Genomic DNA, 19,861 nt, shown 5'->3' with positions numbered 1-19,861 from the left:
ATAGCTATATTTACATTAAGTATGTTGCTCGTCAACGTGCGGTGTGGACACACCTCACGACAGGTGTCGGACGAGCCGGGCCGCGGTCTCGGCCGGGGAGGGCAGGGCGGCGATCTCGGCACGGACCTCCGCCGCCGCGGTGCGCAGCCCGTCGTCGGTGAGCAGCGCGGTGATCATGGCGGCGTCGACCTCGTCGGCCGTGGTCACCCGCCCGATGCCGCGCTCGCGCACGGCGAGCCCCGTGACGTGCTGGAACTGGTCGCGCGGGTTCGGCGCGAGCAGCTGGGCGGTGCCCGCGTCGACGGCCGTGAGCGTGCTGCCGCCCCCGCCGTGGTGGATCACCGCGGCGCACGTGCCGAGCAGGGGCCGCAGCGGTGCCCAGCCGATCGAGCGGACGTTCGCCGGCAGGGGCAGCAGCGGCCCGACGTCGATGTCGCCCAGCGCCAGCACGAACTCGGCGTCGACCTCGGCGGCCTCGGCGACCAGGCGTTTCAGCGTGCCGACCCCGAAGGTCTGCAGCTCGATCGAGCCCATGGTGACGGCGATCCGCGGCCGTTCGGCCGCGCGCAGCAGGTCGGGGGATAGCAGGCCGCCGCCGTCGAAGGGCACCCAGCGCATGAACCAGCCCTCCGGCGGGCCGGCCAGCATGCTCGGCGGGAAGAACTCGATGGTCAGCGCCGGGTCCGGCAGGCGGAGCTCGTACCGGTCGGCGAGGTCGGTGAGGTGGGCGGCGACCGCGGTGTGCAGGCCGTGGGTCCGGAATCCGCCGAGGTTGCGCTGCACGGCCGGGATCCCGCGGTGCGCGGCGGCGAACAGGCCGCTGGTCGCACCCTGGTCGTAGACCACCAGGTCCGGTCGCCACTGCTCCGCCAAGCGCAGGGTGCCCTCGATCAGGGGCCGGTTGACCCCGGCCAGCGCGACCGCCCACGGCACGAGGTCGACCGCGGGCCTGCTGGCGACGGTCTGCGCGAAGTCCGGGTGCTCGCGCGCGGTCCGTTCGAAAATCGCCACCGAGTCGTAGTCCGGGGCGACGTCGACGACGTCCAGTCCGGTGGCCGCGGCGCGGTCGACGTGCTCGGCGATGGCGACCAGCACCTCGTGCCCCGCGGTCCGCAGCGACCAGGCCAGCTGGACCAGCGGGAAGAAGTGACCGAGCCCGGGAACCGAGCAGAACAGCACGCGCATGGGCGTCCTTTCCGAGGGAGGGCCGGCGTCACCAACCGGACCGGATGGTGTCGGCCACGTGGGCCCGGTCGTCTTCGGACAGCCACCAGCCGACGGGCAGGTGGATGACGCGGTCCTGCACCGAGTCCAGTCCGGGTAGCCGGCCGGCCGGGCCCGGCACGCAGCTGTGGGCGTCGTTGCGCCGGACCATGACCGTGGTCATCACGCCGGCGTCGGCGAGCTTGCGCATGAAGTCCTCGCGCCGGTCGACCTTGAGCGGGTACATCCAGAAGGCGGGCTCGCGGTCGTCGGCCCGCTCGGTCTGCTCGAGCCCGGGCACGTCCGCCAGTTCCTTGTCGAAGAACCGGGCGTTGTCCCGGTGCTTGAGCAGCATCTTCTCGGCCAGCGCGAGGTTCGCCAGCCCGATGCCGGCGGCGATCTCGGTCATCTGGAACCGGTAGCCCCACTCGGCGATGTCGTAGCTCCCGCCGACCCGGTCGGCCGTGCGGTCGATGCCGAACCACCGCAGGCGCCGCGCGCGCAGGTAGGCCGTGGCGTCGGGGAGGGCGACGAGGCCGCCGCCCGCCCCGCAGGTGAGGTGCTTGATCGCCTGGAAGCTGAAGACGGCGGTGTTCCCGTGGTTACCGAGCGGGGTGCCGCGGTAGGTGGCGCCCCAGGCGTGCGCGCAGTCCTCGATGACGACCGGCCGGGTCCCGTGTTCGGCTTCGGCGCGGTCCAGCACCGCCGCGAGCCGGTCCAGGTCCACCGGGTAGCCCGTCCAGTGCACGACGACGACGGCCCGGGTCGCCGGGGTGATCTTCCGGCCCAGGTCGTCGAGATCGACGTTCAGGGTCGCCGGGTCGACGTCCACCCAGCGGATCCGGAGGCCGGCGGCGCGGATCGCCCAGTTGGTGGCTTCGAACGTCAGCGGGGTGCTGAGCACCTCGCCCGGGGTGGCCGCGGCCAGCCGGACCGCCAGCGTCAGCCCCGAAGTCGCGCTGTTCACCGCCACCAGGTGGGGGTTCCCGATCCGGGTGCGCAACGCGGCTTCGAACCGCTCGACCCGCCGGCCGTGCTCGAGCTCGCCGCTGGCGAGCACGGCGGCCACCTCGTCGAGTGCGGCCGGCGCCATCGTGACCTTGAACAGTGGGATCATCGCCGGCTCCCCGCGGCCGTGAGCGAAGCAGATGAGAATATCTTTTTACAGCAAAGTTGAGGGACGCTCAACGGGTGAGCAGTATCTTACCTGCAAGAGACGCTGTGATCTCGTCCACCTTGTCTGGTCACTTAAGTTAGATGTACTCTTTACGGAGTTCTGGGGTGCCGATGGGTCGCTGATCGAGGGGGACCGATGCTCCTGTCGAGTGCGACGTCGACCAGGATGTTCACGACACCCGGCGCGGACGTCTCCGCCGGGTTCACGAGGTCGGCAGCGGCCCGCGACGGCGTGCGGACGCCGACGGACCGGTTCCACGAGTGGTTCGCCGAGCGGGCCGGGCACACCCGCCACCGCGTCGAACGCGTCCCGTTCGACCGGCTCACCGGCTGGCGGTTCGACGAGCGCACCGGTGATCTCGTGCACCACAGCGGGAAGTTCTTTTCGGTCGCCGGCCTGCGGGTCCGGACGGACCACCGCGAGGTTCCCGAGTGGACACAGCCCATCATCGTCCAGCCGGAGATCGGCATCCTCGGCATCCTGGTGAAGGAGTTCGACGGCGTCCCGCACTGCCTGATGCAGGCGAAGATGGAGCCCGGCAACGTCAACCTCGTCCAGCTCTCCCCGACCGTGCAGGCGACCCGCAGCAACTACACCCGTGTGCACCAGGGCGGCGCCACGCCGTACCTGGAACACTTCACCGGCCGGCGGCGCGGCCGGGTGCTCGTCGACGTCCTGCAATCCGAACAAGGCGCCTGGTTCCTGCACAAGCGCAACCGCAACATGGTCGTCGAAGCCGACGGCGAAGTCCCGGAGCTGCCCGACTTCCGCTGGCTGACCCTCGGGCAGATCCACGACCTGCTCCACGTGGACAACCTGGTCAACATGGACTCCCGCACGGTGCTGTCCGGAATTCCTTACGCGACAACGGACATCGGCGACACCGGCAGCGCACTGCACGACGCCGCCACGGTGCTCAGCTGGTTCACCGAAGCGAAGGCGGAACACGTGCTGCGCCAGCATCGCCTTCCCCTCGGGGCGGTACGGGGCTGGACGAAGACCCCGGACCGGATCCACCGCCCCGACGACCGGTACTTCAGCGTGATCGGCGTGGACGTCGAGGCCGGCAACCGCGAGGTGGCGCGCTGGAGCCAGCCGCTGATCGCCCCGGCCGGGCGCGGCCTGCTCGCCTTCGTCACCAAGGAGATCGCCGGGGTCCGGCACCTGCTGGTGCAGGCCAGGACGGAGGCGGGCACCCTGGACGTGGTCGAGATGGCCCCGACCGTGCACTGCACCCCGGCCAACTACCGGGACGCCGCGCCCGGGCGCAGACCGCCTTACCTGGACTACGTTCTCGGCGTTCCCCGCCGGGCGATCCGGCACGACGTCGTGCACTCCGAGGAGGGCGGCCGCTTCTACCACGCCGAAAACCGGTACCTCGTGGTCGACGCCGGCGACGAGGTCGACCTCGCCGTGCCACCCAGCTACCTGTGGATCAGCACGGCGCAGGCGAGAGACCTGGTGCGGCACGGGAACCACTTCAACGTCGAAGCCCGCAGCCTGATCGCGGGCCTGCTGCCGTTCGGGTGACGGTGGTGCGCGCTTCCCGCCGTCCGCTCGGGTTCGGCATCCTCGGCTGCGGTGACGTCGCCCGGCGGCGGATGCTGCCCGCGCTGGCCGCCACGCCGGAGGCGAATGTCGCCGCGGTCGCCAGCCGCTCCGCCGAGAAGGCCGCGGCGGTCGCGGTCCGGTTCGCCGCGGCCGCGGTGGCGGGCTACCGGCCGCTGCTCGACCGCGACGACGTCGAAGCCGTTTACATCGCGCTGCCGGCTGCGTTGCACGCGGAGTGGATCCGGCGGGCCCTGCTCGCCGGGAAGCACGTGCTGGCCGAGAAACCGCTCACCACCGGCTACCGGGAGACCGCCGAGCTCGTCACCCTGGCCCGCTCGCGCGGCCTGGTGCTGCGGGAGAACTTCACGTTCGTCCACCACTCCCGACACCAGTACGTGCGCACTCTGGTTGCCGACGGCCGGATCGGCGACCTGCGGGCGTTCCACGCGACGTTCGCCGTCCCGGCCCGGCCGCCCGGGGACATCCGGTGGTCCGCCGGGCTCGGCGGTGGGGCGCTGCTGGACGTCGGCGGCTATCCGCTGCGCGCGGCGTGCTTCTTCCTCGGCACCGAGCTGGAGGTGATCGGTGCCGTGCTGCGGCCGGACGCCCGGCACGGGGTGGACGCGGGCGGCGCGGTGCTGGCGCGGGCGCCGGGCGGCGTGACCGCGCAGCTCACCTTCGGCATCGACGACCAGTACGCCTCCGAGTACCGGCTGACCGGCAGCGCGGGCCGGATCAGCGTGGACCACGCGTTCACGACACCCGCGACGCTCGCGCCCGGCGTGGTGCTCGACCGCGAAGGCCGGAGCGAACGGCGGGCCCGGCCCGCGGAAGACCAGTGGGTGGCGGGGATCCGGGCGTTCGCCCAGGCGTGCCGAAGCGGCGTCACCGACAGCGACGAAGAGCTCCTGCGCCAGGCGGCCTTGCTCGACGACGCCCGCGAGGCAGCTTCAGTGACGGGGAGGCCGGCATGACCGACAGAAAAGCCCGGATCCTCGACGAAGTCCGGGCGTACCACGTCGAAGCCGGGACGACCGAGTTCGTCCCCGGGGTGACGCCGATCCTGTCCTCCGGGGCCGTGCTCGACGCCGACGACCGCGTGGCGCTCGTCGAAGCCGCGCTGGACCTCAGGATCGCCGCCGGGGCGACCTCCCGCAAGTTCGAGCGCGAGTTCGCCGGCGTGTTCGGGTTGCGCAAGGCGCACCTGACCAACTCCGGGTCGTCGGCCAACCTGCTGGCCCTCACCGCGCTGACCTCGCCCCAGCTCGGCGAGCGCCGCCTGGTAGCCGGGGACGAGGTGGTGACGGTCGCCGCGGCGTTCCCCACCACGGTCAACCCCATCGTGCAGAACGGCCTGGTCCCGGTGTTCGTGGACATCGAGCTCGGCACCTACAACACCACCCCGGACCGGGTCGCCGCGGCGATCGGCCCGCGCACCAGGGCGATCATGATCGCGCACGCGCTCGGCAACCCGTTCGAAGCGGCCGAGATCAGCGCATTGGCCGACGAGCACGGCCTGTTCCTCGTCGAGGACAACTGCGACGCCGTCGGTTCCACCTACCGCGGCCGCCTGACCGGCACCTTCGGGGACCTGTCCACCGTGAGCTTCTACCCGGCCCACCACATCACCACCGGCGAAGGCGGCTGCGTGCTCACCGGCGACCTCGGCCTGGCGCGGATCGTCGAGCAGCTGCGCGACTGGGGCCGGGACTGCTGGTGCGAGCCGGGTGAGGACAACACCTGTGCCCGGCGCTTCGGCTTTCAGCTCGGCACCCTGCCCCGGGGCTACGACCACAAGTACACGTTCTCCCACATCGGCTACAACCTGAAGTCCACCGACCTGCAGGCGGCGCTGGGGCTGAGCCAGCTGCCGCGGCTCCCCGCGTTCGGTGCCGCCCGCCGGCGCAACTGGGCGCGCCTGCGGGCGGGGCTCGCCGGCCTGCCGGGCCTCCTGCTCCCGGAACCCACGCCCGGCAGCGAACCCAGCTGGTTCGGGTTCGTCCTCACCGTGCTGGCGGACGCGCCGTTCACGGCCGCGGAGCTCACCGGGTTCCTGGAGAGCCGCGGTATCCGGACGCGCCGGTTCTTCAGCGGCAACCTGACCCGGCACCCCGCCTACCGCGACGTCCCGCACCGGCTGGCCGACACCCTGGTCAACTCCGACATCGTCACCGAGCGGACCTTCTGGATCGGCGTCTACCCGCAGCTCACCACGGTGATGATCGACTACGTGATCGACTCGATCAGGGAGTGCGTGTGCGATTCCGACCGCTGAGGGTGCCGGGAAGCTTCCTGCTCGTCGGCGACCGCGTCACCGACACCAGGGGAAGCTTCGCCGAGACCTACCGCCAGGACGAGGTGACCGCCCACACCGGCATCGACTTCGAGCTGGCACAGGTGAACGTTTCCGTTTCGCGCAAGGATGTCCTGCGCGGCATCCACGCGACCCGGCCGCCGGGCCAGGTGAAGATCGTGACCTGCCACCGCGGTGCGATGCTGGACGTGGTGGTCGACATCCGCCGGGGCTCGCCGACCTACGGCAGGCACGCCAAGGTGGTGCTCGAACCCGGGAACGCCCGGTCCGTCCTCATCGGACCCGGCCTCGGTCACGGTTTCCTGGCGCTGGCCGACGACACCTGCGTCGGCTACCTCTGCTCGACGCAGTACGAGCCGGGGACCCAGCTCGACATCGACCCGTTCGACCCGGACCTCGCCGTCGACTGGGGCGCGCGCGAAGGACTGGTGCTGTCCGAAAAGGACCGCAACGCGCCCCGGCTGGCTCAGCTGGCCGAGACCGGGCTGCTGCCGCACTACCGGGAACTGCCGTCCGTGCCGTGACCGGCCCACCCAGCCGTCATCCCAGCCGAGAGGACACCATGAGCGGTTGCCGGATCTGTGGCGGGATCGTCACGCCGTTCTTCGACTTCGGGCGCCAGCCGATGTCCGACGCGTTCCTCACCCCGGCGGAGCTGCCGGACGAGTTCTTCTTCCGGCTCGAGGTGGGGGCCTGCGAGTCCTGCACGATGGTCCAGCAGCTCGAGGAGCTGCCCCGCCGGCGGATGTTCCACGAGCGCTACCCGTACCGCTCGTCGGGTTCGGCGGTCATGCGCCGGCACTTCGAGCGGACCGCGCGCGAGCTGGTCGCCAGCCTGCCGGGACCGGACCCGCTGGTCGTCGAGATCGGCTGCAACGACGGTGTGCTGCTGCGCACCGTCCGGGACGCGGGAGTGCGCCACGTCGGGGTCGAACCTTCGGCCGGGGTCGCACAGGTCGCCCGGGAAGCGGGGTTGCGGGTGCGCGCCGAGTTCTTCGAAGAGTCCTCGGCGGCGGCGATCCGGGCCGCCGACGGCCCGGCGGACGTCGTCTACGCGGCCAACACGATCAGCCACATCCCTTACCTGGACTCGGTGTTCCGGGGCGTCGACACGCTGCTGGGGCCGGACGGCACGTTCGTCTTCGAAGACCGGCACCTCGGGGAGATCCTCCGATCCAACGCCTTCGACCAGATCTACGACGAGCACTTCTACCTGTTCAGTGCTACTTCGGTCCAGGCGGTCGCCGAGCGGTTCGGCTTCGTGCTGGCCGACGTGCAGGAGCTCGGCGTGCACGGCGGTGCGGTGCGCTACACGCTGGCCCGCGCCGGCCGGCGTGCCCCGGCACCGGCGGTCGCCGAGCTGGTGGCGCGCGAACGAGCCGGCGGCCTCGCGGACCCGGCGACCTTCGCGACGTTCGCCGGCGCGGTGAAGCAGATCCGCGACGACCTGGTCGGGCTGCTCGGGGACCTGCGCGCCCAGGGACGCACCGTCGTCGGCTACGGGGCGACGGCCAAGAGCGCGACGGTGACCAACTACTGCGGCATCGGCCCGGATCTGGTCGGGTACGTGTGCGATTCGACGGTCGCGAAGCAGGGGCTGCTCACCCCCGGCGCGCACCTGCCCGTGCGTCCCCCGGCCGCGTTCGCCGACCCCTACCCGGACTACGGCCTGCTGTTCGCGTGGAACCACGCGGCCGAGATCATGGCCAAGGAGAAGGGTTTCCGCGCCGGGGGCGGCCGGTGGATCCTCTACGTCCCGGGCGTCCGGGTGGTGTGAGCGGCCCGCCGCTGGGCGCGCATCCGGTGCAGGGCCTCGTCGATCGTCGCGAAGCCGACCCCGAGGACCCGGCGGGCCCGGGCGTTGGACACCGAGAGGTTGCGGGCGTATGGCCGGGTGCCCGCGGTGAGGTGGTCGGCGAGTTTTCCTTCGGGCAGCGGCACTCCGGTCAGCCCGAAGGCCTGGGCGACGCGCACACCGAGTGCGTGGGGTGAGAGCGCGGTCGAGCCGGCCGCGTGCAGGATCCCCGTCGGCCGCCGGGCGGCGATCCGCCGGAACGCCGGTGCGAGGTCGTCGACGAAGGTGGGCGTGATCAGCGTGTCGGTGAACAGCGGGCCCAGGCGTCCCTCGCCCAGGCCGCGCAGCAGCCGGCGGACCAGGTCCTCTTTCGCGGGGAACGTGGTGCGGAACGGGAACGACGGGCGCAGGACCAGGTGCTCGCCGCCTGCCGAGCGCACCTCCTCCTCCGCCCAGGCCTTCGTGCGGCCGTACCAGTCCCGCGGGTGCACGGGGTCCGCTTCGGTGTAGCTGCCGTCCTTGGTGCCGTCGAATACGTAGTCCGTGGAGACGTGCACCAGGTAACGGCCGTGCCGCCGGCACGCGGCCGCGATGTTCCTGGTGCCGAGGACGTTCACGCGGTAGCACGTGCCGTCGAGGTCGCCGCGCTGGCGCCAGGCGGCGTCCGTGTCGGTGAAGGCGGCGAAGTGCACGATCGTGCCCGCCGCGCAGTCGCCGGTCGCCCGGTCGACGGCGGCGGCGTCGGTGATGTCGCAGCCCAGCGGCCACCAGCCGAGCTCCGGGGTCAGCTCCCGGACGCGCGAACCGACCAGGCCGGTCAGCCCGGTCCCGGCGAGGCCCGGCTCAACCCGCGGAGACACGCTCGAGGTAGGCCGTGATCTCGTCCGCGGCCCGCGCCCCGCCGCCGGCTTCGCGGATCTCGGCCCGCATCGCGCGGACGCGGGTCCGGACCTCGTCGTCGCCGTCGAGCTTGCGGACCAGGGCGGCGACCGACTCCGCCGTCACCTCACCGGGTTCGAGGGCGTAGCCCAATCCCAGCTCCGGCACGCGCCGCGCGGTGGGCTCGGCTTCGGCGGAGTGCGGGGCCACGATCAGCGGGCAGCCGTGGTAGAGCGCCTCCATCAGGGTGCCGGTCGCCCCGTGCGTGACGCACACCCGGGCGTGTTCGAGCACGGCGAGGTGGGAAATCCAGCGGTGCACCTCGACGTTCGGCGGCAACGGGCCCAGCGACGCCGGATCGAGCTCCTGGCCGACCGACATGACCACGTGCCACGGCGTCCCGGCGAATGCCGCGGCGCACTCGCGGAAGAACTCCGGCCGCCGGTTGTGGGTCGTACCCAGGGAGACGAGGGCGACCGGCGCGCCGCCCGCCGGCGGTTCCCAGCGTTCGGCCAGGCGGTCGCTGGTGAAGGACGGGCCGACGAACGCGAACCGGTCGTCGAACGTGTCGGCCGCGATCTGGAACCCCCGCGGCACGAACACCACGTTGAAGTCCTCGATCGCGTCCCAGAACCGCCGGATCGGCTGCCGGATCCCGTACAGCGCCAGCACTTCGGTCATCTTCGCCCGGAACTCGTCCAGCTCCGCGGGGTGGCGGTACCCAGCGGACGCCCAGATGGCGTCGAAGATCGAGTAGTGCTCGTTGGCGGCGAGGATCGGGTACAGCCGGACCGCGGGCCGCCGCCACCGGGCGGCCAGCAGCCGCCCGGCGATGAACGGGAAGACGTCGTAGACGACCAGATCGGGCGGGTCGTCGCCGAGCTGTTCCTCCGCGGCGTCGAGCAGCGCCAGGTTCTCGGCGAGGTAGAGCAGGTGCATCCGCGTCTCGGCGTCGGCGCTCTCGGCGATCGCCGGCACGTCCGTGCCGGCGATCTCCGAGCCGTAGCGCAAGGCCCGCGCACCCGCCTTCTCGACCGCGCCGGTGAACTCTTCGGTGGTCACGTAGCTGACCTGGTGGCCGCGGGCGGTCAGTTCGGCGACGACGGCCAGCGAGGGGTAGACGTGGCCGTGTCCCGCGACGTTGACGAAGGCGATGTGCTGCGGTCTTGGCATGACGGCTAACCGCCCACGGCGGCCACGTAGTCGTCCCGCAGTTCCATCGCGCGTTCCCACGAGGACCAGGTGATCTCGGTGCCGTCGAGCCGGGCTTCAACCACTTCGAGCGCGGCCTGCCAGCCCGCGCCGAGGTCGGGGGCCTGCTCCCGGCCGTCGAAGGTGTAGGTGAAGAGCAGCCGGCAGCCGCCGTGGCCGTCGTCGCTCAGCTCCCAGCGGAGGACCTCGCCGCTCCAGGTGTACTCGAGCAGGTGCGGCGGCTCGACGACGGTCATCTGGCCCTTGGTGACGGTGTCGGCGCCGTCTTCGAGGCCGAGGCGCTGCTTCGCCTCGTCGGTCATGTCGAACTTGATCTCCGCACCGGGAGTCAGGTCGAACGTGACGGCGGCGGGAAACCAGGCCAGCAGTTCTTCCCGCTCGGTGAGCGTGCGCCAGACCCGCGCGGGCGGGTGGGCGAGGGTGCGCTCGAAGCGCAGCGCCAGGCGGTCGTCCTCAGTGGAGTTCACGGTGCCAAACACGAGCTGGGTCCCTTCGAGTGGACGGCACCCGGCGTGGCCGGGCGGCTGGGTGGGGCGCGCCCCGAGTATAACAGTAGGGGAATATAGCCGATACGGCATCTAGCGTGACTCTGCGCGTCCGGCCGCCGGGACACCCAGGAGGTCCGCCCAGAACGCATACCGGTGCTCTGCCCCGAAATCCACCCGCCGGATGGCGCCGGGACCGGGTGCCAGTGACTGAACGTATCGGTTCCGCGCGTCGAACCGCGGCCACCACGGCGACCGTCCCCCGTTCGGGTCACCGGTGTGCGCGAAGCGGGTCCAGTACTCGATCATCTGGTCCGACAGCCGCCGCTGGGCACCGTCGAGCGGCTCGTTGTAGGCGATCGCGAAGAGGTACGGCAGCTCCATCGTGTGCCCGGCGCGGATCACCGCGGGCCGGTCGAGCCCGACGAAGAACGGCGCCGCGCCGTCGGCGAACTCGTAGGCGTGCACCGGCACGCGGCCGGCCAGCAGCAGATCCGTTTCCAGCGTCGGCTTCGCCCAGGAGGAGTCGGTCTGCAGCGCGGCCAGCGTCGCGGCGGCGCAGGAGTCCGCGGCGCACGGGTACTCCGCCCGGACCCGTCCGGCCAGCGGGCCGAACGCGGCGTCGGTCTGCTGCAGGTAGTCGTCGTGGGTGGTCGGGTGCTGGAACAGCCGCTCCGCCCAGCCGATCATGAACGACTGCTCGTCGTGGTTCATCCCGGTGAGCACCGGCACGCGGGTGAAGTCGCCGTCGGCGAGGGCTCGCGCGGGCTCGCGGGGCAGGAAGGTGCCGCCGAACACCGGAGCCCAGCCAACGCCCTGGTCGTTGGCCGCCAGGAGCGTGGGCACCGGGACCCGCCGCAGGCACCCGGCGGTGTCCGGACCGCCGCAGCCCAGTTCGGCCGCGATGGCCTCGCCCTGCCGCTCGGCGTCGGGACGGGCCCGGGACACAGTCGCCACCGGCAGCGCCGACGAGACCCCGCACGGCCAGCTCTGGATGACCACCCGCCGGAACAGCCCGGCGGCCGACGGCGAGGTGAGCTGCGCGCAGACGCTGTCGCCGCCGGACGACTCCCCGACGAGCGTGACGTTGCCCGGGTCGCCGCCGAACGCGGCCGCGTTGCGCTGCACCCAGCGCAACGCGGCTCGCTGGTCCTGGAGGCCGAAGTTGCCCGACAGCTCGCCCGCGGGATCGCCGTCGAGGGCCGGGTGGTCGAGGAACCCGAACGGGCCGAGCCGGTAGTTGACCGTCACGACGACGACGTCGCCCTTCGTCGCGAGCGGCGCGCCGCCGTAGTTGGCGCCTGCGCCGAACACGAGCCCGCCTCCGTGCAGCCAGACCAGTACCGGGCGCCGGCCACCCCGATCGGTGCGGGGCGTGGTGACGTTGAGGTACAGGCAGTCCTCGGTGGTGCTCGGCACGCTCATCGGGTTGCCGGGGGAGTCCTGCGGGCAGGCGTTGCCGGGCCGCGTCGCGTCACGCGGAGCGGTCCACGGGGCGGGTGGGCGCGGGGCCGTCCAGCGCAGCGGGCCGACCGGGGGTGCGGCGTACGGGATCCCGGTGAACTCGCGGTGGTCCGCGGTGACGGTGCCGCGTACCGGCCCCGCTTCGGTCCGCACGACGGCGGCCGTGGACGCCGCCACCGACGTCACCGGGACGAGGAGCGAGGCCAGCAGGGGCAGCCCGGCGGCGAGTGCGCGGAGGCGTGGTCGGGCCATGGCCTCGAGGTCCTTCCCGGTCGGGGGTGGCGGTCAGGCGGTGCGCACACCGGCGAACACGCCGGTGGTGAACGGGGGACCGGGGACGAAGCCGCTCGTGCACCCGGCCGCGGTGAACGCCGCGACGTACTCCTCACGGGTGAACGGCGTGTGCAGGTGGGTCTCGGTGAAGTGCTCGATGCCGTCCGGATCCGCGACCAGGCAATGGATTTCCATCCGCGTCGTGCCGCCCTGCCGGACGGTCCGCGACACGCGGGTGATGGCCCGGTCGCCGTCCCGGACGACGTCGCAGCCGACGTAGCGGTCGATGTAGCGCTCGGGGAACCACCACGGTTCCACGACGAGGACCCCGCCGGGGTGCAGGTGCGCCGCCATCCGCCCGATGGTCACCGTGAGCTCGGCGGCCGTGTGCATGTACCCGATCGAACCGAACAGGCAGATCACCGCGTCGAAGCGCCGGTCGAGGGTGAAGTCCCGCATGTCGAGCGCGTGCACGAGCACCTCGGGCAGCTTCTCCTTGGTGATCGCGAGCATGCTGGGGGACAGCTCGAGCCCTTCGACGTCGGCGAAGTGCTCCTGCAGGGTCCGCAGGTGCTCGCCGGTGCCGCTGGCGACGTCGAGCAGGGACGTCGCGCCGGGGCGGCGGGTCCGGACGAGCTCGGCGACGGCGAGGGCTTCGGCGTGGTAGTCCTTGCCCCGCGCGCGGTAGATCAGGTCGTAGACGGCGGCGAGCTTGTCGAACACGGTCACTCCTGCCTGCGCCGGGCGGCCACCAGCATGTAGCTCGGTTCGGAAACGGCGAGGCAGTCGCGGAAGACGGTCTGGAACTTCGTCACCATCTCGTCGCCGTAGAGCTCGGTCAGTTCGGTGCGCTGGCGGTCGACCCGCTCGATCATCCGGACGTGGTGCTCGGCCGTGGGCACGGTGATGTCCCGGTACTCCTGCGGGTCGAACCCGGACTCCCGCAGCAGGCAGAAGTACTCCGCGAGCGGCAGCAGGTCCCCGTTGAGGGTGAACCGGCGGTACTCCTCGACGACCTCGAGCCTGCGCCCGGTCAGCGGCACCCGCTCGTAGAAGTCGGTCAGGGCGAGCCGGCCGCCCGGCCGCAGCACCCGAGCCAGTTCCCGGAACACGACGCCGCGGTCGGGCATGTGCACCAGCGACTCGATCGCGAGCACCGCGTCGAACGAGCCGTCCGGGTAGGGCAGGTCCGCGGCGTCGACCAGCTCGAACGACACCTTGGCGGCGAGCCCGGCCGCTTCGGCGCGGGCGCCCGCCGCCTCGATCAGCGCTTCGCTGGTGGCGATGCCGACGACCTGCGCGCCGGTCCGCTCCGCCAGGCGGAGCGCGGGACCGCCGAGGCCGCAGCCGACGTCGAGCACCCGCGTGGCCTCCCCGAGCCGGTCGAGCACGAGGTCGGTCAGCCGGTCGGTGGCCTCGGCGACCGAGGCCGGGTCGTCGGGTGAGGTCCAGTATCCGAAGTGGACGTTCACGCCGGCGAGCCGGGTGATGAGCGGGATCGCGGCGTTGTAGAAGGCCGCGACGTCCTCTTTGGCCGGTGTGTACGGGACGGTCATGCGTTACCTCCGGGCAGTCCCGGTGCGCTCGTCGATTAACTTTCAATTACTATAGTGATATTGCCGGAAAGGTCAACGCGTCACCCGATGCGTTCGCCGAGTCGCGACTCGAGCGCGTCGGCCGCCGCGGCCGCGCCACCCGCTCGGCGGACGTGCCGGCCCATTTCTTCGGCGCGCCGGCGCATGGGCTTGTCGGCGAGCGTCGCGGAAACGGCGTCGCGCAACCGTTCTCCGTCGTTCTCGCCGAACGGTAGCAGCGTACCCAGGCCCAGTTCCGCGACGCGGCGGGCGACGGGCATCGCGTCCGGCGACTGCGGTGCGACGACCAGGGGCAGGCCGTGGCCGAGCGCCTGCAGCACCGTGCCGACTCCGCCGTGGGTGACGCAGGCCGCGCTGTGCGCCAGCACGGCCTGGTGCGACACCCAGTTGTGCGCCTCGACGGACGGCGGCAGCGGCCCCAGCGTCGCAGCGTCCACCCACGGCCCCAGTGAAAGCACGGTGTGCCAGGGCATCGCGCCGAACGCGGTGGCGCAGTTGCGGAAGAAGTCCGGCCGGTCGCCGAAGGTCGCCCCGAGCGACACCAGGACGACCGGCGGCCCCGGCCGCGGCGGCGACCAGTCGCCGAGCAGGCCGCCGTCGTCTTCGCCGGGGCCCGCGAAGACGAACCGGTCGTCGAAGCTCGGTCCTTCGATCTGGAACTCCCGGGGCACGAACACGACGTTGAAGTCGTCGACGGCGTCCCAGAACTCGCCGAGGTCCTGGGTGACGCCGAAGTCGTGGAGCAGGCCGCGCAGCGCGGTGGCGAACCGGCCGAAGGTCAGAGGTTCGGCGAAGCCGGCCTCGGCGACGACCGCGCGGGAGTAGGAGAACCGCTCGTTGGAGGCGAAGCCGGCGTGCAGCCGCGCGGCGGGGCGGTGCCAGCGGGCGGCCAGCAGCCGTCCCGCGATGAACGGAAAGGAATCGAAGATCACCAGGTCGGGCGGAGCGTCCGCGAACCGTGCCTCCGCCGCGTGCCGAATCGCTTCGTTCTCCTTGAGGTAGAGCAGGTGCCCGGTGGCGCCGTCGTCCGCCGCCTCCAGTACCTCGGCCGGGTTCACCGACGCCATCGGGGAGGTGTAGACCACCGGCTCGGCGCCGGCGGCGGCGATCGTCGCCGCGAACTCGGCCGACGTCACGTAGTGCACTCGGTGCCCCCGCCGGGCCAGCTCCGCGATCGCCGGCAGCGACGCGTGGATGTGGCCGGCGGCCGCGACGTTGAGGACGAGAATCTCGTGCGCCATCGGGACTCCGTCCGGCCGAGGTGATCCGAGAGCCAAAATGCTAACATAACATATAGTTATCCGGAGGGTGGTGCTCGTGTCCGGCGCTCCGCGGAAGCCGTTCCGGTTCGGTGTCGTCCTGTTCTCCGCGACCTCGCGCGCGGACTGGGTCCGCAAGTGCCGCGCCGCCGAGTCGCTCGGGTACGACGTGATCGGCGTCCCGGACCACCTCGGGCTCGCCGCCCCGCTGCCGGCGCTCGTGCTCGCCGCCGAGGTCACCCGGCGGCCCCGGGTCGGCACCTACGTGCTGAACACCGGCTTCCACCACCCGGCCGGACTGGCTCGCGGTGTCCTGGCCGTGCAGCGGCTGACCGGCGACCGGCTCGAGCTCGGGCTCGGCACGGGGTACGTCGAGGCGGAGTTCACGGCCGCCGGCCTGCGGTTCGGTTCGCCGGCCGAGCGGATCGCCCGGCTCGCCGGGACGGTCGCCGAGGTCTCGGCCCTGCCGTCCCCGCCGCGGCTCCTGCTCGGCGGGGACGGTCACCGGGTGCTGCGGCTGGCCGCGAAGACCGCCGACGTGGTGAGCTTCCTGGGGACCCGGCCGGGGCCGGCGGGCCGCCGGGTCCTGGTGGACGCGGCCGAGCTGGCCGCGCGGGCGGCACTCGTCCGGCGGACCGCGGGAGGCCGGGACCCCGAGCTCAATCTCCTGGTCAAGCGCGTGGTGCTGACCGGGGACCGCCGGGCGGCCGCCGGGAGCCTCCGGCACTACGGTCCCGACCTGACCCCGGAGCAGCTGCTCTCGGTGCCCACCCTCTGCGTCGGCACCACCGCGGAGATCGCCGAGCAGCTCCGGCGGGCCCGGGCCGAGTCGGGGTTTTCCTACGTCACCGTGCCGGAGCCGTCGATGCGCTGCTTCGGCCGGGTGATCGAGCGGCTCGGCTGATGCCCCGGGACTTCGGTGCCTACCTGGTGGTGGCGGTGCTCGTCGTCGTGGTCCCGGGGCCGGACTTCGTCCTGATCGTGCGCACCGCGACCGCGCGCGGCCGGCGGGCCGGCCTGCACGCCGGGCTCGGGGTGATCAGCGGCCTGCTGGTCCAGGGGGTGGCGGCGGCCGCGGGGCTGGCCGGCCTGGTGGCTGGCTCGGCCGTGGTGTTCGACGGGGTGCGGATCGCCGGTGCGGCCTACCTCGGCTGGCTCGGCGTCCAGGCGCTCCGGTCGGCGGTGTCCGAGGCGGGCGCTCCCGCGGCGGGGCCGGGTGACGCCGCCCGCGCGTACCGCCAGGGCCTGCTCACGAACGTGAGCAACCCGAAGGTGCTCGTGTTCTACCTGTCCCTGCTGGCCCAGTTCGTCGACCACGCGCGACCGGCGCTGCCGCAGGTGCTCGTGCTGGCGGCGGCCCACGCGGTCATCGGGCTGCTCTGGACGCTGGTCGTGCTCGGCGCGGTCAGCCGGGCGCGGCGGGTGCTCGACCGCCCGAGGGTGGGCCGCTGGGTGTCGGGGCTGGCCGGGCTGGCGTTCCTCGGACTGGCTGTCCGGTTGGTGCTGTCCGGTGGGCGGGCTTGAGCCGTTCAGCCGAGGAAGTCGGGAACGCGGAGGCCCCGGCCCTCGGCCTCAGCCACCTCCTCGACCAACGCGGTGACGGCGAGGTCGAGGACGCCGAGCCCGAACGGGGAGAAGACGGTCACCGCGGCCGGGTCCCGCCTCGGGTCCCGCGTGCCGTCGAGGTGCTCACCGAGGGTGCCGTCGAGGAACCCGCGGCCGCCGCTGAGCTGCTCGGCCAGGTGCACCGACGTCTCTTCCCGGCAGACGTGGCTCACGTCGTCGACCACGTTGCGGCAGGTGAGCAGCGACTGTGGCGTCAGGTCGCGCAGTGACACGTGGAGCACGAGCGTGCCGGGGGCGCAGGCGGCGAGCCCGACGTGCGGGCGGGCGGCGGTGGTCGCGAAGGAGACGAGCCGGTGCGCGGCCAGCGCGGTTTCAGGGTCCCCGGCTTCGGCCAGGGTCAACTGCGGCCACTGCGCGGTACAGCGCGTGGCGAACTCCGCGCGGCGGCGCGCGTCGAGGTCGAACAGGGTCACGGTGGCCAGGCCGGGGAGCACGAGCCGGAGGAACCGCAGGACCTCGAAGTTGATCACCCCGCAGCCGATCAGCGTCACCCCGTCGTCGGGGTGCGGCCCGGCCAGCGTCCCGGCCGCCAGCGCCGCGCTCGCTCCGGTTCTGCGTGCCGAGATGAGGGACGCCTCGACGAGGTACTCGGGTCGCCCGGTCCGCGGCGAGTTCGTCACGATCACCGCGCTGGCGCGGTCGAGCCCGGCCGCCAGGTTGCCCGGGAACGACGCGATCCACTTCATCCCGGCGACCGGCTGTTCGCCGCCGAGGTAGCCCGGCAGGCCGATGATCCGGTCGCGGGGTGAGTCGGGGAACCGCAGGAACACCGAATGCGGCAGCGCGGTCTGCCCGGCGCGGTGGGTCAGGTAGGCGGCGCGGACCGCCGCCAGCACGGCCGCGTCGCGGCCGGTGAGGATCGCGTCGACGTCACGGCGCCTCAGGATCAGCATCGCGGGTCGCGTCCAGGTGCCGCTCCAGCGCGTCGAGGCGTTCCGACCAGAGCAGCCGGTAGGGCGCGAGCCACCGGTCGAGCGCCACCAGCGGCTCCGGCCGCAGCTCGTAGATGCGGCGCTGGGCGTCCCGCCGCGCCCGGACGAACCCCGCGTCGCGCAGGACCTTGAGGTGCTTCGACGTACCGGGCTGGGACAACCCGAGCTGTTCCACCAGCTCGCTCACCGGGCGCGGGCGTTCGAGCAGCAGCTGCAGGATGTCGCGGCGAGCGGGCTCGGCCAAGACGGCGAAGGCATTGGCCATGAACCGAGGATAACCGCTGGGAGAGACCGCCGCGACGGCGTGGCGTGCTCATCACGGCCCCGCGAGCGGGGAGAACGCCACGCCGTGCTCGGCGTAGCCGGCGAGCGCCGAGGCGACGTCGATGCCGCGGGCGCGCACCCAGGCGTCGTCGTAAAGCGTGTCGGCGTACTTCGCGCCGTCGTCCGGGCAGACGCAGACCGCGAGCCCGACGTCGTGGCCCTCGGCCAGCCGCGCGAGGCAAGCCGCGACGGCCGCGCCACTCGACCCGCCGACCCACAGGCCCGTCTGGCCCGCGAGCAGCCGGCAGACGGCGACGGCGTCCGCGTCGGCGACCGCGGCCACCTCGTCGAGGTCGCCGGGGCGGACGAACTCCGAAGGACGGCTCGCGCCGTGGCCGTCGAGGTGCCGGGGATGTGCCGGTCCGCCCAGTGCCACGGACCCCACCGCGTCGACGCCGACGATCCGCGGCGGCCGGTCCGGGCGCGCGGCGCGCAGGAAGGCGGCGATGCCGGCGGCGGTACCGCCGGTGGACGCCGCGACGAAGACGTGGTCGTGCGCCGGGCCGGCTTCGGCCAGAATCTCGGGCCCGGTGCCCGTGAAGTGCGCGGCGGGGTTGGCCGGGTTGGCGTACTGGTCGGTCCAGCGGGCCCCCGGCACGCTGTCGACGAGCGCGGCGACGAGCGCGATCCGGTCGGCCAGGAAGCTGCCCGTGCGGTCGGCGTGCACGGCGGTCTCGACCCGGGCGTGAAAGCGCTTCATCAGCGCCAGGTTGCAGGTGGAGGCCCGCGGGTCGACCACGGCGATGAAATGGTGGCCGCGCAGGTGGCAGAGGGCGGCGAGCGCGGCACCGAGGTTGCCGGAGGTGGACTCCACCACGGTCAGGCGCTCGCCGGGACAGGTCGTCTCGAGCGAGCGGAGCAGGCTGTAGGCCGTGCGGTCCTTGATGGAGCCGAGCGGGTTGTACCCCTCGAGCTTGAGCAGGAGCGTCCGCTCGGTCCCGCGGAACCGGAGCCGGACCGGGACCATCGGCGTGCGGCCGATCCGGCCGATGAACTCCGCCCAGTCGCGCGGGAGCGACCGGACCGGCGGCCGGGCGGGTCCCGCGGTGGCGGTCGCGCTTCCGGGAATGCCCATGCGGCCTCCGGGTGCCGGGAGAAGGTGATCAGACTGCAAGTGACGTGCGCGTCTGGGCAGGTGGAAGCCTTGTTGCGCCAAGATAGATACTCTAACATATATCGAAACGCGGGTTCCTGAGTCACCGTGACCGAGGAAGTGCCCATGTTCGAGAGGTTCACCGGTGACGCCCGGCGCGTGGTTTTCCTGGCGCAGGAGGAGGCCAGGGCCCTCGGCCACGGCCGGTGCGGGCCCGAACACCTCCTGCTGGGGCTGATCCGCGTCGGCGACGAGCTCGCGATCCTGGTGCTGGGCATCGAGCCGACCCGCGCCCGCGAGCAGATCGCGTTGCTCGGTGCGCGCAGCGCGCATCCGCCCCGGCATGTCCCGTACGCCGAGCACACGCAGGTGATCCTGACGCGGTCACTGCACGAAGCGTTGCGGCGCGGGCATTCCCAGGCGGGCACCGAGCACCTCCTGCTGGGGTTGCTCGAGGGCTCCGAGGTCGTCGCGAAACTACTGACCCGGCTCGGTGCCGATCCCGGAGGGCTGCGCGAACGGCTGCGGCTGGTGCTGGCCGGGAACGTCGCGCGGGAGCCCGGAACCGGTTCGGGCGGCGACCAGGCCGCCGGCGCAGCAGTCGAGGGAGTGCACATGTTTGAGAGGTTCACCGACCGCGCGAGGCGGGTGGTCGTTCTGGCTCAAGAAGAAGCCAGGA

General features: G+C 72.5%; 20 protein-coding genes. 8 read left to right on the top strand and 12 right to left on the bottom strand.

What is annotated here, in order from left to right:
- Positions 1–54: 54 nt before the first annotated feature.
- Positions 55–1,185, bottom strand: coding sequence for a nucleotide disphospho-sugar-binding domain-containing protein (locus ACZ7PG_RS29970; protein WP_470242466.1), 1,131 nt, complete (start codon positions 1,183–1,185; stop codon positions 55–57).
- A 28-nt stretch (positions 1,186–1,213) separates the two neighbouring features.
- Positions 1,214–2,320, bottom strand: coding sequence for a DegT/DnrJ/EryC1/StrS family aminotransferase (locus ACZ7PG_RS29965; RefSeq protein WP_470242465.1), 1,107 nt, complete (start codon positions 2,318–2,320; stop codon positions 1,214–1,216).
- Between the two features lie 195 nt (positions 2,321–2,515).
- Between ACZ7PG_RS29965 and ACZ7PG_RS29960 the strand changes: the two genes are divergently transcribed.
- The 5 genes from ACZ7PG_RS29960 to ACZ7PG_RS29940 are packed head-to-tail and all read left to right on the top strand — an operon-like array spanning position 2,516 to position 8,022.
- Complete coding sequence (locus ACZ7PG_RS29960; protein ID WP_470242464.1) at positions 2,516–3,910, top strand: NDP-hexose 2,3-dehydratase family protein; 1,395 nt, start codon at positions 2,516–2,518, stop codon at positions 3,908–3,910.
- Between the two features lie 5 nt (positions 3,911–3,915).
- A complete protein-coding gene (locus tag ACZ7PG_RS29955; protein ID WP_470242463.1) occupies positions 3,916–4,905 on the top strand; it encodes a Gfo/Idh/MocA family protein in 990 nt (329 codons plus the stop codon).
- Positions 4,902–6,206: a lipopolysaccharide biosynthesis protein RfbH gene (gene rfbH, locus ACZ7PG_RS29950; protein WP_470242462.1), complete on the top strand. Its 1,305-nt coding sequence runs from the start codon at positions 4,902–4,904 to the stop codon at positions 6,204–6,206. The genes ACZ7PG_RS29955 and rfbH overlap by 4 nt, the downstream gene beginning before the upstream one ends.
- Complete coding sequence (locus ACZ7PG_RS29945) at positions 6,188–6,769, top strand: dTDP-4-dehydrorhamnose 3,5-epimerase family protein (RefSeq protein ID WP_470242461.1); 582 nt, start codon at positions 6,188–6,190, stop codon at positions 6,767–6,769. Before rfbH ends, ACZ7PG_RS29945 begins: the two co-directional genes overlap by 19 nt.
- 38 nt (positions 6,770–6,807) lie before the next feature.
- Complete coding sequence (locus tag ACZ7PG_RS29940) at positions 6,808–8,022, top strand: methyltransferase domain-containing protein (RefSeq protein WP_470242460.1); 1,215 nt, start codon at positions 6,808–6,810, stop codon at positions 8,020–8,022.
- Here ACZ7PG_RS29940 and ACZ7PG_RS29935 read toward each other — a convergent pair.
- From ACZ7PG_RS29935 to ACZ7PG_RS29905, 7 genes are all read right to left on the bottom strand, one after another.
- Positions 7,995–8,900 carry an SDR family oxidoreductase gene (locus tag ACZ7PG_RS29935; RefSeq protein ID WP_470242459.1) on the bottom strand — a complete coding sequence of 302 codons (906 nt, stop codon included), beginning with the start codon at positions 8,898–8,900 and terminating at the stop codon, positions 7,995–7,997. The two genes, ACZ7PG_RS29940 and ACZ7PG_RS29935, sit on opposite strands and share 28 nt — an antisense overlap.
- Entirely contained in the window at positions 8,884–10,092 is a 1,209-nt protein-coding gene (locus tag ACZ7PG_RS29930; protein WP_470242458.1) for a macrolide family glycosyltransferase, read from the bottom strand. The genes ACZ7PG_RS29935 and ACZ7PG_RS29930 overlap by 17 nt, the downstream gene beginning before the upstream one ends.
- Before the next feature lie 5 nt (positions 10,093–10,097).
- On the bottom strand, positions 10,098–10,610 hold the full coding sequence (locus ACZ7PG_RS29925) for an SRPBCC family protein (RefSeq protein WP_470242457.1): 513 nt from the start codon (positions 10,608–10,610) through the stop codon (positions 10,098–10,100).
- A 99-nt stretch (positions 10,611–10,709) separates the two neighbouring features.
- Positions 10,710–12,332 (bottom strand): carboxylesterase/lipase family protein, encoded by a 1,623-nt coding sequence (locus ACZ7PG_RS29920; protein ID WP_470242456.1) that lies wholly within the window; start codon positions 12,330–12,332, stop codon positions 10,710–10,712.
- A 33-nt stretch (positions 12,333–12,365) separates the two neighbouring features.
- Complete coding sequence (locus ACZ7PG_RS29915) at positions 12,366–13,076, bottom strand: class I SAM-dependent DNA methyltransferase (RefSeq protein WP_470242455.1); 711 nt, start codon at positions 13,074–13,076, stop codon at positions 12,366–12,368.
- A 2-nt stretch (positions 13,077–13,078) separates the two neighbouring features.
- Positions 13,079–13,909, bottom strand: a complete 831-nt coding sequence (locus ACZ7PG_RS29910) for a class I SAM-dependent methyltransferase (RefSeq protein ID WP_470242454.1) — start codon at positions 13,907–13,909, stop codon at positions 13,079–13,081.
- An 80-nt stretch (positions 13,910–13,989) separates the two neighbouring features.
- A complete protein-coding gene (locus tag ACZ7PG_RS29905) occupies positions 13,990–15,189 on the bottom strand; it encodes a macrolide family glycosyltransferase (RefSeq protein ID WP_470242453.1) in 1,200 nt (399 codons plus the stop codon).
- Positions 15,190–15,265: 76 nt separating this feature from the next.
- Between ACZ7PG_RS29905 and ACZ7PG_RS29900 the strand changes: the two genes are divergently transcribed.
- Positions 15,266–16,111 (top strand): TIGR03621 family F420-dependent LLM class oxidoreductase, encoded by an 846-nt coding sequence (locus tag ACZ7PG_RS29900; RefSeq protein WP_470242452.1) that lies wholly within the window; start codon positions 15,266–15,268, stop codon positions 16,109–16,111.
- Positions 16,111–16,731, top strand: a complete 621-nt coding sequence (locus tag ACZ7PG_RS29895; RefSeq protein ID WP_470242451.1) for a LysE family translocator — start codon at positions 16,111–16,113, stop codon at positions 16,729–16,731. Before ACZ7PG_RS29900 ends, ACZ7PG_RS29895 begins: the two co-directional genes overlap by 1 nt.
- A gap of 5 nt (positions 16,732–16,736) precedes the next feature.
- Here the strand turns inward: ACZ7PG_RS29895 and sbnB are convergent, their stop codons facing one another.
- Genes sbnB through ACZ7PG_RS29880 form a run of 3 tightly spaced genes read right to left on the bottom strand, consistent with a single transcriptional unit; the run spans position 16,737 to position 19,164 of the window.
- Entirely contained in the window at positions 16,737–17,726 is a 990-nt protein-coding gene (sbnB, locus tag ACZ7PG_RS29890) for a 2,3-diaminopropionate biosynthesis protein SbnB (protein ID WP_470242450.1), read from the bottom strand.
- Positions 17,704–18,030, bottom strand: coding sequence for an ArsR/SmtB family transcription factor (locus ACZ7PG_RS29885; RefSeq protein ID WP_470242449.1), 327 nt, complete (start codon positions 18,028–18,030; stop codon positions 17,704–17,706). The genes sbnB and ACZ7PG_RS29885 overlap by 23 nt, the downstream gene beginning before the upstream one ends.
- A 51-nt stretch (positions 18,031–18,081) precedes the next feature.
- Complete coding sequence (locus ACZ7PG_RS29880) at positions 18,082–19,164, bottom strand: pyridoxal-phosphate dependent enzyme (RefSeq protein ID WP_470242448.1); 1,083 nt, start codon at positions 19,162–19,164, stop codon at positions 18,082–18,084.
- Positions 19,165–19,308: 144 nt separating this feature from the next.
- Here ACZ7PG_RS29880 and ACZ7PG_RS29875 point away from each other — a divergent pair.
- On the top strand, positions 19,309–19,861 hold a 553-nt coding region (locus ACZ7PG_RS29875), incomplete at its 3' end, for a Clp protease N-terminal domain-containing protein (protein WP_470242447.1).

Source organism: Amycolatopsis sp. NPDC114504, assembly GCF_055633595.1.
Note: the sequence above shows the minus strand (reverse complement) of the source record. Positions and strands in the feature narration are given on the sequence as shown.

Coding starts and splice junctions, on each gene's coding strand:
- rfbH (WP_470242462.1), top strand. CDS start 4,902: ATGACCGACAGAAAAGCCCGGATCCTCGACGAAGTCCGGGCGTACCAC.
- ACZ7PG_RS29910 (WP_470242454.1), bottom strand. CDS start 13,909: ATGACCGTCCCGTACACACCGGCCAAAGAGGACGTCGCGGCCTTCTAC.
- ACZ7PG_RS29930 (WP_470242458.1), bottom strand. CDS start 10,092: ATGCCAAGACCGCAGCACATCGCCTTCGTCAACGTCGCGGGACACGGC.
- ACZ7PG_RS29965 (WP_470242465.1), bottom strand. CDS start 2,320: ATGATCCCACTGTTCAAGGTCACGATGGCGCCGGCCGCACTCGACGAG.
- ACZ7PG_RS29885 (WP_470242449.1), bottom strand. CDS start 18,030: ATGGCCAATGCCTTCGCCGTCTTGGCCGAGCCCGCTCGCCGCGACATC.
- ACZ7PG_RS29960 (WP_470242464.1), top strand. CDS start 2,516: ATGCTCCTGTCGAGTGCGACGTCGACCAGGATGTTCACGACACCCGGC.
- ACZ7PG_RS29970 (WP_470242466.1), bottom strand. CDS start 1,185: ATGCGCGTGCTGTTCTGCTCGGTTCCCGGGCTCGGTCACTTCTTCCCG.
- sbnB (WP_470242450.1), bottom strand. CDS start 17,726: ATGCTGATCCTGAGGCGCCGTGACGTCGACGCGATCCTCACCGGCCGC.
- ACZ7PG_RS29940 (WP_470242460.1), top strand. CDS start 6,808: ATGAGCGGTTGCCGGATCTGTGGCGGGATCGTCACGCCGTTCTTCGAC.
- ACZ7PG_RS29920 (WP_470242456.1), bottom strand. CDS start 12,332: ATGGCCCGACCACGCCTCCGCGCACTCGCCGCCGGGCTGCCCCTGCTG.
- ACZ7PG_RS29905 (WP_470242453.1), bottom strand. CDS start 15,189: ATGGCGCACGAGATTCTCGTCCTCAACGTCGCGGCCGCCGGCCACATC.
- ACZ7PG_RS29895 (WP_470242451.1), top strand. CDS start 16,111: ATGCCCCGGGACTTCGGTGCCTACCTGGTGGTGGCGGTGCTCGTCGTC.
- ACZ7PG_RS29880 (WP_470242448.1), bottom strand. CDS start 19,164: ATGGGCATTCCCGGAAGCGCGACCGCCACCGCGGGACCCGCCCGGCCG.